At 68.8% G+C, this 13537-nt stretch carries 13 protein-coding genes; 8 read left to right on the top strand and 5 right to left on the bottom strand.

From position 1 onward, the window contains the following. The 6 genes from VMJ70_01195 to VMJ70_01220 all read left to right on the top strand — a co-directional run. On the top strand, positions 1–273 hold a 273-nt coding region (locus VMJ70_01195; GenBank protein ID HTO89721.1), incomplete at its 5' end, for a DMT family protein. A gap of 156 nt (positions 274–429) precedes the next feature. Beyond that, the gene (locus VMJ70_01200) at positions 430–654 is read left to right on the top strand and encodes a DUF2892 domain-containing protein (GenBank protein ID HTO89722.1); all 225 of its coding nucleotides are present in this window, start codon (positions 430–432) and stop codon (positions 652–654) included. Beyond that, entirely contained in the window at positions 651–1226 is a 576-nt protein-coding gene (locus VMJ70_01205; GenBank protein HTO89723.1) for a TMEM175 family protein, read from the top strand. Before VMJ70_01200 ends, VMJ70_01205 begins: the two co-directional genes overlap by 4 nt. A gap of 40 nt (positions 1227–1266) precedes the next feature. Further along, on the top strand, positions 1267–1617 hold the full coding sequence (locus VMJ70_01210; GenBank protein HTO89724.1) for a hypothetical protein: 351 nt from the start codon (positions 1267–1269) through the stop codon (positions 1615–1617). A gap of 7 nt (positions 1618–1624) precedes the next feature. Then, positions 1625–3031, top strand: a complete 1407-nt coding sequence (locus VMJ70_01215; protein ID HTO89725.1) for an amidase — start codon at positions 1625–1627, stop codon at positions 3029–3031. A 12-nt stretch (positions 3032–3043) separates the two neighbouring features. Continuing rightward, on the top strand, positions 3044–3415 hold the full coding sequence (locus VMJ70_01220; protein ID HTO89726.1) for a hypothetical protein: 372 nt from the start codon (positions 3044–3046) through the stop codon (positions 3413–3415). 50 nt (positions 3416–3465) lie between these two features. Here VMJ70_01220 and VMJ70_01225 read toward each other — a convergent pair whose 3' ends face one another. The 3 genes from VMJ70_01225 to VMJ70_01235 all read right to left on the bottom strand — a co-directional run bounded on the left by VMJ70_01225 (position 3466) and on the right by VMJ70_01235 (position 7144). Continuing rightward, a complete protein-coding gene (locus VMJ70_01225) occupies positions 3466–4503 on the bottom strand; it encodes a trypsin-like peptidase domain-containing protein (protein HTO89727.1) in 1038 nt (345 codons plus the stop codon). Positions 4504–4709: 206 nt separating this feature from the next. Continuing rightward, on the bottom strand, positions 4710–6071 hold the full coding sequence (locus VMJ70_01230) for a DUF4388 domain-containing protein (protein HTO89728.1): 1362 nt from the start codon (positions 6069–6071) through the stop codon (positions 4710–4712). Next, on the bottom strand, positions 6071–7144 hold the full coding sequence (locus tag VMJ70_01235; protein HTO89729.1) for a type IV pilus twitching motility protein PilT: 1074 nt from the start codon (positions 7142–7144) through the stop codon (positions 6071–6073). Before VMJ70_01235 ends, VMJ70_01230 begins: the two co-directional genes overlap by 1 nt. Before the next feature lie 212 nt (positions 7145–7356). Here VMJ70_01235 and VMJ70_01240 point away from each other — a divergent pair, with 212 nt between their 5' ends. Next, positions 7357–7887, top strand: coding sequence for a hypothetical protein (locus tag VMJ70_01240; protein HTO89730.1), 531 nt, complete (start codon positions 7357–7359; stop codon positions 7885–7887). Between the two features lie 65 nt (positions 7888–7952). Here the strand turns inward: VMJ70_01240 and VMJ70_01245 are convergent, their stop codons facing one another. Beyond that, a complete protein-coding gene (locus VMJ70_01245; GenBank protein HTO89731.1) occupies positions 7953–10352 on the bottom strand; it encodes a bifunctional YncE family protein/alkaline phosphatase family protein in 2400 nt (799 codons plus the stop codon). 178 nt (positions 10353–10530) lie between these two features. Here VMJ70_01245 and VMJ70_01250 point away from each other — a divergent pair, with 178 nt between their 5' ends. Continuing rightward, positions 10531–12582 (top strand): aconitase family protein, encoded by a 2052-nt coding sequence (locus VMJ70_01250; GenBank protein HTO89732.1) that lies wholly within the window; start codon positions 10531–10533, stop codon positions 12580–12582. Here the strand turns inward: VMJ70_01250 and VMJ70_01255 are convergent. Then, entirely contained in the window at positions 12579–13451 is an 873-nt protein-coding gene (locus tag VMJ70_01255) for a GNAT family N-acetyltransferase (GenBank protein ID HTO89733.1), read from the bottom strand. The two genes, VMJ70_01250 and VMJ70_01255, sit on opposite strands and share 4 nt — an antisense overlap. Positions 13452–13537 lie beyond the last annotated feature (86 nt).

Here is a 13537-nt window from a genome sequence, read left to right on the forward strand (position 1 = left end):
GCGCACCTCAAGAATCTGAGCGGGCGTCCATGGTATGTGGCGGCGCTCGCCAGCTGGGGCATCGCGCTGTTCGAGTACCTGCTGCAGGTGCCGGCCAATCGCATCGGGCACACCCAGCTCGCGCTCGGCCAGCTCAAGATCCTGCAGGAGGTGATCACGCTCTCGGTGTTCGTGCCGTTCGCCGTTTTCTACATGCGCGAGCCGGTGCGTCTGAACTACGTGTGGGCGGGCGTGTGCCTGTGCGGCGCCGTGTTCTTCATGTTCCGGCGGTAGGTCCGGCGGGGGCGTGGTGGCGACAAGATTCCCGCTGCCGATTAGAATCCTGCTCGCGTGTCTGCTGTGCGTCGCCGCGATCGCGGGAGTCGTCCTGCTCCTGACGTTCCTCCGCGGCCGGTGACGGCGGCGGAGCATGCGACCGGAGGGACTCCGATGATCAAGAACATGGGCAGCGCGGATCGGATCGTTCGCATCGCGATCGCTCTCGTGATCGGCTGGTTGTGGTTCACCCACCGAATTCACGGCACCCTCGGCATCGTGCTGTGCGTGGTGGCGGTGGCCTTCGTGGTCACCAGCCTGATCGGATGGTGTCCGAGTTACTTGCCCTTCAAGATCTCCACTCACAAGCCATCGGGGGGAGCGCCCGGCGCCCGATGACCAAGGGGCGAATGGAGGCGTTCAGCGACGGCGTGATCGCGATCATCATCACGATCATGGTGCTGGAGCTCCCGGTGCCGCACCAGGCCAGCGTTCAGGCCCTCCGGCCGCTGGTGCCCAAGCTGCTCAGCTACGTGCTGAGCTTCGTCTACATGGGCATCTACTGGAACAATCACCACCATCTGCTGCAGGCGATCAGAAACGTGAACGGGGCGGTGCTGTGGGCCAATCTGCACCTGCTGTTCTGGCTCTCGCTCGCCCCGTTGGTGACGGCGTGGATGGGCGAGACCCATTTCGCTTCGGTGCCGGTCGTGGCCTACGGCGTGGTGCAGTTCCTCGCGGCGATCGCCTATACCATTCTGGTGCGCACGTTGCTGAAGTCGCACGAGCGGGACTCGGCGCTGGCGCAGGCGGTGGGCCGCGACGTGAAGGGCAAGATCTCGGTCGGTCTCTATCTGGTGGCGGTGCTGATCGCGATCGTCCAGCCGCGGGTGTCGTGCGGAATCTACGCGCTGGTGGCGCTCATGTGGCTGGTGCCCGATCGGCGCATCGAGCGGACGCTGGCGAGATAGGGTGGGGACGGGTACGCTGCCCGCCCACAGGAGGAATCCCATGAACTCCGATGACGCCGGATTCGACCGCCGCCGCTTCCTGCAGCTGATGGGCCTGGGACTTTCTTCCGCCGCGCTCGCACTGCCCGCCCGCGCGCTCTCGCAGACGCGGTCCGCCGCCACCACCGCCGCACCCGCTGATTCCGCAGCCAGGGCCAACATGCCGCCGCCGATCGGCGAGGATGCCCGCTCGCTCGCCGAGATCGTGCGCCGGCGTTACGGCCAGCATCTCACTCCGGATCAGCTCGAGAGCGTCGCGCGCGAGCTCGATCAGCGCATTCAGACCGGCAAGCGCCTGCGCGATCTCAAGCTCGCGAACGGCGACGAGCCCGACTTCGTCTTCCACGCCTGAGGCCGCCATGCTCGACGAAGCCACCTATTTTCTGACGATTCGCGAGTTGTCGGAGAAGCTGCGCGCACGCGATCTCTCTCCGGTCGAGCTGACCGAAGGCGTGCTCGACCGGCTCGAGAAGATCGGCCCCAAGCTGAACGCCGTCGTGACGGTGATGCGTGACGCCGCGCTGCGCGACGCGCGCGCCGCCGAGGCCGAGCTCAAGAAGGGCAAGCGCAAGAGCCCGCTCCATGGCATTCCGTTCGGCGTCAAGGACCTGCTGGCGACGAAGGAAGCGCCGACCAGCTGGGGCGCCGAGCCCTATCGCAATCAGAAATTCGACTACGACGCGGCGGTGGTGGAGCGGCTGCGCAACGCCGGCGCGATCCTGGCCGTCAAGCTCTCGATGGTCGAGCTGGCGGGCGGCATGGGCTACAACAACGCCGACGCTTCGTTCACCGGTCCGGGACTCACGCCGTGGAACACGTCGTTCTGGAGCGGCGGCTCGTCCAGCGGCCCGGGTGCGGCGGTGGCGGCCGGACTCGTGCCCTTCGCGATCGGCTCCGAGACCTCCGGCTCGATTCTGACGCCCTCGTCGTTCTGCGGCGTCACCGGGTTGCGTCCCACCTACGGGCTGGTGCCGCGACACGGCGCGATGGCGCTGTGCTGGACGCTCGACAAGCTCGGGCCGATGACGCGCAGCGCCGACTGCGCCGGCATCGTGCTCGCGACGATCGCCGGCCACGATCCGCGCGACGAGAGCTCCGTCAGCCGCACCTTCGCCTACACCGCGGCGCCGGTGCCGAGCAAGAAGCTGCGGGTCGCGATTCCCAAAGGCGTGAGCGACAAGGAACAGCCGGCGGTGAAGCAAAACTTCGAAGCCTCGATCCAGGCGCTTTCGGCGGTCGCCGAGGTGACGCGCGACGTCGAGTGGCCGGATCAGCCGTGGGGCCCGGCGGTCGGCACCATCGTCGGCGCCGAAGGGGCGGCGGCGTTCCTCGATCTGATCGAGTCGGGGCGCGTGAAGGAACTTCGCTGCCCGCGCGACAAACAGGGCGGCTACGCCGCCACCCTGATCCCGGCGGTGGACTACCTGCAGGCGATGCGCTCACGCCGGCCGATGAAGGCCGCGGTGGCGAAGCTGTTCGAGAAGTTCGACGCCATCGCGGCGCCGACTCGCGCCACCGTGTCCTATCCGATCGACAAGAATTTCGAGGACGTCTACCCGGGCATCAGCGGCGGCCCGGCGCTGATCGCGGCCGGGAATCTGTGCGGCCTGCCGGCGATCGCCGTGCCCAACGGATTCGGCGAGAACAATCTGCCGACCTCGCTGAGCTTCCTCGGCGCCGCGTTCTCAGAGCGCACGCTGATCACGCTCGGCCACGCCTGGCAAACCAGGTCCGATTTCCATCGCCGCCGCCCGCCGGTGGCCTGAGGAGCTCGCCCCGTGTCCCTCAATAAGAACGTGCTGGCGGTGGCGGTGCTCGCGTTCCTGCTCGCGGTGGGCTGCTCGAGCGACGTGGCCAAACAGCTCACCTCGGATCCACGGCTTCAGGCGACGGTGATGGACGCGATCGCCAGCAACGGCGGACTGGCGTCCCAGATGACCGACCGTCTGATCGCCTCGGACAGCACGCGTGCCCTGCTGGTGGATCGGCTGATGACCAACGCCAGCGGCGTGCAGGGCGTGATGACCGCGGTGGCGAAGAGCGCCAGCATGATCGACGGCGTGGTCGGCCTGGCCGTTCAGGATTCCGCGATGAAGAATCACCTCATCGCGCTGATGAAGGGGATTCAGATCACCGGACGGCCGAAGTAGGAAACCAGGCAGGCCGGCACCGTCCCTGGCGCCAGACCTTGCCTGAGCCGCTAGTCGTTCTCGGGGGACTCGCTGGGGACGATCTCGAGCTTCTCGAGATGCGAGTTGCGCAGGATCTCGAGCTGGAGCTTCACGCCGATCTGCGCCTCGGTGAGCATGCGGTGCAGATCGTCGACGCTGGTGACGGCGCGCTCGCCGAAGCCCACCAGCACGTCGCCCTCGCGCACGCCGGCGCGTTCGGCGGGACTGTCCTTCTCGACGTGGAGCACCAGGATGCCGGCCTCGATCTTGAGCGCGTGGTCGTTCACCAGCCGGCGCTTGAGCCTCGCCGGCTGGCCGCCGAGCCCGAGCCAGGCGCGCCGCACGCGGCCGTCGCGAATCAGCAGCGACGCAACGAACTCGGCGGTGCGTGACGGAATCGCGAAACAGATGCCCTGCGCCGGCAGGATGATCGCGGTGTTGACGCCGATCACCTGACCGCGCGAGTTCACCAGCGGACCACCGGAATTGCCGGGATTGAGGGCCGCGTCGGTCTGGATGATGTCGTGCATCAACCGCCCGGTGCGCGAGCGCAGCGAACGTCCGAGGGCGCTGACCACGCCGGCGGTCACGGTGGCTTCGAAGCCCAGCGGATTGCCGATTGCGACCACCAGCTGACCCGAGCGCAGCGCCGCCGAGTCGCCGAACGAGATCGTCGGCAGATCGGTGGCCGACACGCGGATCACCGCGAGATCGGTGTCGGGATCGTCGCCGACGCGGGTGGCCTGCAGGCGCCGGCCGTTCGAGAGCGACACCTCGATCTCGCGCGCGCGGTGCACCACGTGGCTGTTGGTGAGGATCAGGCCGTCGGGGGTGAAGGCGAAGCCCGACCCGCCGCCGCTGCGGCGATTGCTCTGCGCCTCGGGCGAACGGCGGCCCGCGCGCACTTCAATGTTGACCACGGCGGGGGACGCAACGTCCACCGCCTGGATCACGGCTTTCGAGTAAGCATCGAGCAGCCCCGCGTCGTCGAGCGACGACTCGTCGCGCGCGGGTTCCTGGGTATCTTCGGGGGGTTTCGAAGAAATCAGACGGAGTCCGGGGTGCATCACTACTCCCATGCCCGGGACCCGGGTCGCCGCGGGGGAGCGTTCCCGCTGCTGGATCTCGGGCTCCGTCAAGGCTCGCCCGGACCTCAAGGGTTCAGCGGAACTTCCGGGTCCGGTTTGCTTGACGGGCGTTAGATGCGGGGTGGCCCGGATCGATGGAAGAAGGGGATCAAGCCCTCTTCAGGCTTCCGTCAACCGTTTGGCGTTCAAGCCGCTTGAGCCATTTCGTCGTCGCCGGACTGGGTTGCCGGAATGGGTCCGGAGGGGTTCACCGGCGACAGCGCCCCGCCGGTCATCTGCCAGACTTCGAAAGCGATCTGGGGCTCGCCCGCCCCGGTGGCGGTCGCCAGCGCCAGGAACGTCGGCCAGCCGGTGGTGTGGGCGGTCAGGGCCTCGCGGTCCCTGCCGGAGAAGCGCGTGCGCCACGACGCGCCGACCGAGGCGGCTCCGGCACCCGGCAGGCGGGCCACGATCCTCCGCACCTCGTCGAGCCCCGCCAGCTGCCCTTCGGCGATGGCGGCGCCCACGTCGAGCAGCAGCGTCTTCGGCTGCGCGGCGAGCAGGCCGGTCGATAGCTCGGCCGGGGAACACTCCGCCAGGATGCCGGCGCGCTCGGGGTGCCGGTAGACCGGCAGATCCCGCGCCAGCAGCAGGCACTCGTTGGCGCGCGCGTGGAGCTCGGCGAGCACCGCGTGCAGCACTTCACGGGCCGCCTCGCTGTCGCCGCCGCCGATCAGGAGCAGGGCGCGCGGGAGCGCGAGGATGCGAGTGAGGGCTTCGCGCCCGCCCTTGAGCCTGGCGGGATCGGGTGGCGCGACGTGCACCGGCCGAAGCCACAGCGCCTCGTCGGGCCCGGGTGCCACCAGCGTCACCGCGACCAGGCGCGGCCCGGGCAGCGTCGCGAACCGGGTCGGTCGATCGCCGCTCGAGGCCTCGCGGAGACCGGTCGGCCCGAGCAGGCGGAGCTTGAAGTCCTCGTACTCGCTCTGCGAGAGCGCCGCGTCGTGCACGTCGCGCCATACGCCCTTCACGCATAGCCGGGCCGCGCGATTGGGGCGCAGCACCATGCGATCGCCGGGGCGGCTCATGGCGTCGGCGAACGCGCCGTAGATCGAGGCCGGCTCGGCGTCGATCGCATGCGCCTCGTGGGCGAGATTCTTGAACACGTCGCGCAGCGCTTCCATCGCGCCCTGGCGCTCGCGAACGCGCGCCTGGGTGCCGGCTTCCCCGCCGGCTGCCGTGCTGGCCTCGTCGAGCCGCCGCGCCGCCTCCAGCATCAGCGCTTCGCTGCCGACCTCGATCGAGTCGCCGGGACCGACCGGCTCGTGGGTGAACGTGAAGCGCCCGCTCTTCCATTCGAACACGCGATAGGCGGCGCCCTCGCCCTCGCGGCGCTTTTCGTCCACCGCGTTGACGATGCGTCCGTCGCGGAAGATCAGCGCGCCGCGTTTGCCATCGGAATCCACCGCCAGTCGGCCGGTGGCGCGGTTGAGGGTCAGCAGCTGGCCGAGGTCGAACAGGTTGACGAGCCCCAACTCGCCGCTGAGATTGCCGTCGGACTGCGCCATCAAGCGGCCTCGCGCGCCGCGCCCGACCCGGGCCCGAGCAGCTCGCGATTGCTGACGTGGATGGACGCTTCCTCGGTGCTGATTACGCCGCTTCGCAGCAATTGCATGACGGATTCGTCCATCGAAATCATGCCTTCCTTCTTTCCGGTTTGAATCACTGAAGCCAGCTGGAAGGTCTTGCGCTCGCGAATCAGGGCGGCGACCGCGCCGCCGGAGCCGAGGATCTCGAGCGCCAGCACGCGGCCCGAGCCGTCCTTTCGCCGCATCAGCCGCTGGGCCAGCACGCCCTTCAGCGATTCGGCGAGCATCAGACGGATCTGCGCCTGCTTCTCGCCCTCGAACGAATCGAGGATGCGATCCACGGTCTGGGTGGCGCTCATGGTGTGGAGCGTGCCGAATACGAGCTGTCCGGTGGCGGCGGCGGTGACTGCGAGCCCCATGGTTTCGGGGTCGCGCATCTCGCCGACCAGGATCACGTCGGGATCCTCGCGCAGCGCGCCGCGCAGTGCCTGGGCGAAACTGGGCGTGTTGCGGCCGACTTCGCGCTGGGTCACCAGCGACTGGCGATTGACGTGCCGGTACTCGATCGGATCCTCGATGGTGAGGATGTGCTTGCGACGGTTGCGATTGATGTGGTCGATCATGGCCGCGAGCGTCGAGGACTTGCCGGTCCCGGGCGGCCCGGTGACGACGACCAGCCCGCGCGTCAGCTCGGTGAGCCGGGTCACCAGCGGCGGAAGTCCGAGCTCACCGAGCGACAGGATCTGGTTGGGCAGGATGCGAAAGGCCCCCGCCACGCCTCGCGACTGCTCGTACACGTTGCAGCGCGCGCGCACCACGCCCGGCACCTCGTACGAGAAGTCCACGTCTTTCACCTGCTCGTAGCGGGCCCGGGTGTCGGCGTCCATGATCTCGAACAGCAGCAGCTCGTTGATCTCGCGAGTCAGCTCCTCGTAGGGAATCGGAGTGATCTCGCCATTGAGCCGCACGATCGGCGGGGCGCCGGTGGTCATGTGCAGGTCGGAAGCGCCCTGCTCCTTGACGATCTTGAGGATCGCGTCGATTCTCGCCATGCATCCTCCGGCCGGAACGCGCGCGCGGGACGGGGGTATCCCGGCGGTCCGGCACGTCCCCAAGGTTTTCGGCAGATCGGGAACCCCGCTCCAGCTCTTTAGGCTGGAGTTTCCGCCATGGGCATAGCTCCGCGGCGCAAAGCACGCCGGCTGCTTCCGCTCAATCCCGAGCCGGACCCGCCGATAACTCCGGGCGACGACGGGAGGGTGGAATGGCGCAATACGTCGAAAAGATCCGCGTCCCGGTGCGCGTGTCGCAGCCCGGCTGTGCACCCGTGGATGGCTATCTGTCGCTCGGCCCGCAGGCCGAGTTCCATCCCGGCCCCGAGACCATTCTCGAGCGGCTGAACGCGCCCGATCGCGTGGTGCCGTTTCAGCGCGGCGACGACGAGCAAATCCTGCTGCTCAACCGCCGCGACATCGAGTGGGTGGCGGCCGATCCGGCGGTATCCTCCACCCTGGTGTGTCCGCCCAACTATACGGTCACTGCCGAAGAGGATGTCCGCCTCAGGCTGATGGGCGGCGGCGTGCTCGAGGGCCGCGTGCAGATGGAGCTGCCCGAAGAGATGAACCGCGCCTCCGATTTCATGAACGGGCGCGAGGATTTCTTCCCACTGCTCACGCCGTTCGGGGTGTTGATCGTGAACAAGCAGCGCGTGAGCAGTTTCGAGCTCTCGAAGCCTTCGCCCGCGCCGCCCGAAAGCGAGCCGGTCCCGAGCTCGAAGGGGAAGCGGAAGAAGTAGCCGGGGTCGCGCGCTTCCGCGGCCATCACTGCTGAAAGCGCGCCCGCCGTCCCGACCGGCGCCGCTCAGGAATGCGGTCGGGCCGGACGCGCGGGGCAGGGTTCGCTCGTGCCCCTCACCGCCAGCCACAGGATGCGGTTGAACAGCACCGGATCGGCGCGATCCTCCTCGCGCAGGTCGAGACGGCGCGAGAGTCGCGCCGCGACCGTCGAATCCGCGTTCAGCTCGCGTATCGGGATGCCCGGCTCGAGCGCCGCGTAGGCCGAAGTGTCGGGCGCGCTCGCGAACACGTCGTCGAGCGGGCGGCCGAAGCTGTCGTACTTGGAGAGCGCGCCAAGTTTGAGAATCCGCGCGATCGTCATCACCACGTCGATGGTGTTGGCGTAGCGGTGGATCACGCCGGGCCGGTTGTAGGGCGAGATCACCAGCAGCGGCGAGCGATGCGAGTCGACGTGATCGGGGCCGTCCTGAGCGTCGTCTTCGAGCACGAAGACCACGGTGCTCTTCCAGTAGCGCGAGCGGCTGACGGCCTCCACGATGCGCCCAAGCGCGAGATCGTTGTCGGCGACGTAGGCGCGTGGTGTGGGCGATCCGGCACGCCCGCCGGCGGTGTGATCGTTGGGCAGGTAAACGATGCTGAGCGCCGGAAACGAGTCGATCGCTTCCTGCTCGTGGAAGGCCGCGATCCAGCGATCGGCGCGCACGCTGTCGCGAATCTCGAGATCCCAGCCGGGATAGCGCGGATCGGTGTGCGCGGCGAGCCAACTCTTGTTGGCGACCCAGCGCCCATCCTTCAGCCGGCGGGTGAACTCGCCGTAGTTGCGCATCGAGACATAGGAGCGCTGCGCCAGGTTCCAGAGATAGCCGTTCGATGGTTCGTTGACGTCGTTCTCGGGGAGCGAGTCGCGATTGAGGCCGTCGTAGTCGTAGCTGCGACCGCGACCCGAATAATTGCTGGGGATGGTCTTCTCGACGTAGTCCGAGGCGTAAGCGGCGGTCGACCAGTTGTGCCCATCGCCGCTGGCCTCGCCGCTCACCAGGAAGCGATCGAAGATCCCGAAGCGCTCGGCGAGCGCGTGGGCGTTGGGCGTCACGCGGCGCGGGAAGAAGGTGAGCGACGAATCGGTGTCGCCGGCGCCGAGATCCCCCAGCACCTGATCGAAGGTTCGATTCTCGCGGATCACGTAAATCACGTGCTCGAACGGCGGGAGCGATTCGCGCGGCGGCGTCCGGCCCCAGCCGTTGGAGATCGCGACGCGCCGCGACAGCGCCGCCAGCTCGCCGTCGTCGGGGGCGTCGAGGAAGGTCAGCGAGCCGGCGGTCTGGGCGAGCGTGTACTGGCGCGGGGACTCGGGCCCACGAGTTCCGGGCTGCCGCTTCTTCGGATTGGGGCCGGTCTCGTGGCCCTTGCCGTTCAGCACCCACAGCGAACGCCCGCGCGCGAGGAGCGCGGTCGGATACCACTCGACCGGGATGCGGCCGATCGGGCCCTCGTTCGCGCCGGCGGCCGACGGCCGCCCGCCCGCGACGAGCGCGAACACCGAGACGGCGTCGTTGTCGGCCTCGGCGACGTAGAGCCGCCGGCCGTCCGGAGAGAGCGCGAACGCGTTGGGGGTGCTGCCCTCGCTGGGGCCGCCCGGGGCCGCGCTCGACAGCGCGCCGACCAGCGAGTCGCGCTCGACGTCCACGATCGCGATGCGATCGCTCGACGCGCACGCGACGTAGAGCCGGCTGGTCGATGGGTCGAACGTCATCGCCGACGGATGCAGGCCGACCTCGATGCGCCCCTGAGCCGCGAGTGCTCCACCACTCGGCGCAAACCGCGCGACCCACGATCCGCCCCACGCCGACACGAACACGCGCCCGACTCGATCCACCACCACGCCGTACGGATAGCGCCCGGTCGCGAGGCGCTGCGTCACGCGATGAGTGGCGACGTTCACCACGATCAGCGAGTCGGCGAGGTTCGCGGCCACGTAGAGCCGCGCGCCGTCCGCCGAGCAGGCGAGACCGGCCGGATAGACGCGGCCGCCGTTCTTTCCCGGCCCCGGCCCAAGCGTGATGCTGTCGGTGAGCGAGGCCGCGTTCTCGCGCCACGCATAGATGTAGATCTGATCGCGATCGCCCCCCGAAACGAACAGCTTCTCTCCTTCGGGGGAGAAGCAGGCACCGACGAAGGCGGCCGGCTGGACCAGCGTTTGCGTCACGCGCCGCGCCGCGAGATCCACCACCTGGATGCCCTGCTCGCGATAGCCGCTCAGCACCGCGATCGCGTGGGACGAGTCGGGCGAGAAGATCATCGACACCGGCATCGAGCCCAGCTCGATCGACGGGCCGGCGGGATCGAGCGCCACGCCGGTCGGGAGGCGGTGAGGATCGGGGGCGGCGCGCTCGCAGCTCGAGAGCAGAGCGAGCGCGATCGCCGCGATCCAGAGACGTCGCGGGCGTGAGCGGGGCCGGGGCACGAACATAAGGAGTAGCGGGCAAGATGATGCGATCTCATGAACGTGGCAAGAAGAACCTGAAAACTCGCGAAGCGAGGCCCCGCCGGCGCTCTTGCCGCGCCGGCGACCCCCCGCGTACCATCGCCCCGCGGGCGTCCGCCCCGCGGAACACGTGCCGCCAGGGAGCAGAAACCACCTCATGCAGACCATTCAGCCCGCCCGGCTCGAGCCGGGTGTCGATCCCGACACGATCCCCGGCGGCGGTGCGACGGTCATCGCGACCGCCGCGGCGCCCATGCCCGGCGCTCAGAAGAACATTCGCGGCCGGGCGTTGATCTTCTGGGACCGGAAGAAGCCGGGCACCAAGCTCGACGCCATCGACACCGACCAGATCACGCCGGCGGCCGACTGCGTATCCGAGAGCCTCGAGACGCTCGACGAGCGCTGGAAGGCGGGCTCGTTCCGCTACCTGATGCCGGATTTCCGAGAGCGCGTGCATCGCGGCGAGACCTTTCTGGTCGCCGGCGATCGCTTCGCGATCGGCAGCTCGCGCGAGATGAGCCCGGCGGGATTGAAGGGCGTGGCCGAAGAGGCCGGGCTCGAGATGGTGGTGGTGTGCGGCAACAACATGGGCGACATCTTCCGGCGCAATGCCTTCAACCTCGGGCTCCACGTGATCCAGAGCCCGGAAGCGGTGGCCGACGCTCGCGACGGCGACGAGTTCGAGTTCGATCCCGTGACGCGCGCGCTGCGCAACCTCACCCAGGGGAAGAGCTACACGCCGGTGCCGCTCACGCCGAAGGAGAACGAGATTCGCGCGAGCGGCGGCATCTTCGCCGTGGGCAAGCGCGAGTTCCGCGATTCGGTGTCGCGCAAGCCCGAAATCGTCTGGCCCGATGCCGGGCGCGCGCGGCGGATGAGCACCACCGAGCAGATCGTGTGGGCCCATCGCGTCGACAAGGACGCCGAATTGAAGCCCGGCGCCACGCTGCGGGTGTACGCCGATCTACTGCCGGCGAGCGACGGGACCGCGCCGTTCTCGATCCACACCTTCAACCAGATCACCGGCGGCAACACCATCGAGCCGCGGCAAATCGCGATCGCCAACGATCACTTCGTGTTCACCGGGGTCGAGGCCGACGAGAAGCAGACTTCAATCGGGCGCGCGTTCGCCGAGCGCTTCAAGATCCGCAAGCCCTACTACGCGACTCCGGGCGACGGGATCTTCCACTTCTACTTCCCCGAACAGGGACTGGTGATGCCGGGGGCGTTCATCCCGGGCGCCGATTCGCACAGCCGCGCTTACGGCGCCTACGGCGCGGTCGGCATCGGCGTCGGCTCGACCACCCTCGGCTTCGGCTGGGCCACCGGCGCGATCTACTTCACCATGGCGAAGCAGCGCCGCGTCTCGTTCACCGGCAGGCTGCAGCCGTGGGTGACGGGCAAGGACATCGTGCTCGAGCTGTTGCGCCGCTGGGGCGCGAAGCAGTCACAGGGAATGTCAGTGGAGTTCGTGGATGTCGGGAAGCAGCTGCCGATCGCGTTCCGCAACACCATCGCCAACATGATGGCCGAGGGCGAAGCGTTGAACGGCATCTTCGCGGCCGACGAGATCACCTACGAGTGGTATCGCCGGAAGGGGATGAGCGAGCTGCCCTACCCGCGCATTCGCTGCGGGGAGGACGCGGTGTTCGAGATCGACGAGGCGCTCCCGCTCGGCGACGTGGCGCCGATGATCGCCAAGCCGTTCAGCCCCGGAAACGCGTTTCCGGCGGGCGAGGTGGCGAAGGAACGCATCACCTTCGACAAGGCGATGATCGGCTCGTGCACCAACGGCGGCTACGACGACCTGCTGAGCGCGGCGCTGGTGATCCGCGCGGCGCGGGCGGGCGGCGCGAAGCGCGCGGCGCGCGAGTTCGTGATCTTTCCGGGCTCAGGCGGCGTCAAGCAGCAGATCGAGAATCCCGACCCGCGGCTGGGTGGCGAATCGATCGCCGACGTGTTCCGCTCGGTGGGCGGGCAGATTCGCCAGTCGTGGTGCGGGCCGTGCTTCGGCCAGGGGCCCGATTCGCTCAAGCCCGGACAGCGCGCGATCACGTCCTTCAATCGCAACTGGACGAATCGCATGGGTGTCGGCGGCGAGGGCTATCTCGCGTCGCCAAGCGTGGTCGCCGCCAGCGCGCTCCTCGGCTATATGGGGCCGCCCGACGAGCTGGGTCTTGGCTGGGACGCGGAGAAATTCGGGGTCTAGAGCGCCAGTTCCATCTCCCACTGGCGGTGGCTCACCGCCGCACCCGCGCGCTCGAGCGCCGCGGCCACGAAGTCGCCCTCGGCCAGGTTGAGGAGCCGCGCGAGCCGCCTGGGATGGGCGGCGAACAGCGTCGCCAGCGCCTGGTCGAGCGCGGCGTTGGCCGCGGCGTCTGCCTCCGCGTCGCGGCTCCCGCGATCCACCGCCAGCTCGGCGATGCCAATGCGCTCCGGCGAAACGCGGAACACGATCAGGGCGCGTCCGTCGGAGCTCGCCATCGCGCGAACGTCGGGAAAGCCGCGCCGCACGCCCTCCAGCTCGCGCTGCCAGGGCGCGCGCTCGGGACGCAATTGCGCGATCCGCGCCGCGGCTTCGTCGATCGCGAGCTCGCGGGCCGGCGCCGCCGGCGTGGCCGGCGCCTCGATGCTGGCAGCGCGATCCCACACCTCGAGCTTTCTCAGGATGCGAAACTCGAGCGCTTCATAGAGCGGGATCGCCTTCTCGTTCTCGACCAGCACTTCGAGGCCCAGCGTCTCGAACTGCCGCTTCTGTGACTCCTCGATCAACGCGCGCATCACCCGCTCGCCGTGACCCCGCCGCCGTGCCGAGGGGATTACGCCCATGCCGCCCACCCAGCCGCGGCGCCCCCGGACGCCCAGCATGCCGAAGGCAACCGGGCGGCCTTCGGCGACCACGATCCGCGAACCCGCGAAGTCGAGGTCGAAGCTGCGCTCGAACACCTCGAGGGATTCGACGGTGACCGCGCCCGGGACGTAGTAGTCGGAAAACGCATCGGTCCAAAGGGCTGCAAGATCGGCGCGCGAGATCCGCGAAGCGGGCAGGACCGTCGTGGTGGTGTCGTGCCGTCCCATCGGGGCTCCTCATCGTCACGATTGGGCCGAACTTCGGCCCCGGGAAGCGCATCCTAAACACTCGCCTGCTCCATCTGGAACCCGGG

Origin of the sequence: Candidatus Sulfotelmatobacter sp. (assembly GCA_035498555.1) — a bacterium.
Classification (GTDB): domain Bacteria; phylum Eisenbacteria; class RBG-16-71-46; order RBG-16-71-46; family RBG-16-71-46; genus DATKAB01.

Excerpts from the sequence above, each read along its gene's own strand:
- VMJ70_01200 (HTO89722.1), top strand. The coding sequence starts at position 430 with ATGATCAAGAACATGGGCAGCGCGGATCGGATCGTTCGCATCGCGATC.
- VMJ70_01205 (HTO89723.1), top strand. The coding sequence starts at position 651 with ATGACCAAGGGGCGAATGGAGGCGTTCAGCGACGGCGTGATCGCGATC.
- VMJ70_01210 (HTO89724.1), top strand. The coding sequence starts at position 1,267 with ATGAACTCCGATGACGCCGGATTCGACCGCCGCCGCTTCCTGCAGCTG.
- VMJ70_01215 (HTO89725.1), top strand. The coding sequence starts at position 1,625 with ATGCTCGACGAAGCCACCTATTTTCTGACGATTCGCGAGTTGTCGGAG.
- VMJ70_01225 (HTO89727.1), bottom strand. The coding sequence starts at position 4,503 with ATGCACCCCGGACTCCGTCTGATTTCTTCGAAACCCCCCGAAGATACC.
- VMJ70_01230 (HTO89728.1), bottom strand. The coding sequence starts at position 6,071 with ATGGCGCAGTCCGACGGCAATCTCAGCGGCGAGTTGGGGCTCGTCAAC.
- VMJ70_01235 (HTO89729.1), bottom strand. The coding sequence starts at position 7,144 with ATGGCGAGAATCGACGCGATCCTCAAGATCGTCAAGGAGCAGGGCGCT.
- VMJ70_01240 (HTO89730.1), top strand. The coding sequence starts at position 7,357 with ATGGCGCAATACGTCGAAAAGATCCGCGTCCCGGTGCGCGTGTCGCAG.
- VMJ70_01250 (HTO89732.1), top strand. The coding sequence starts at position 10,531 with ATGCAGACCATTCAGCCCGCCCGGCTCGAGCCGGGTGTCGATCCCGAC.
- VMJ70_01255 (HTO89733.1), bottom strand. The coding sequence starts at position 13,451 with ATGGGACGGCACGACACCACCACGACGGTCCTGCCCGCTTCGCGGATC.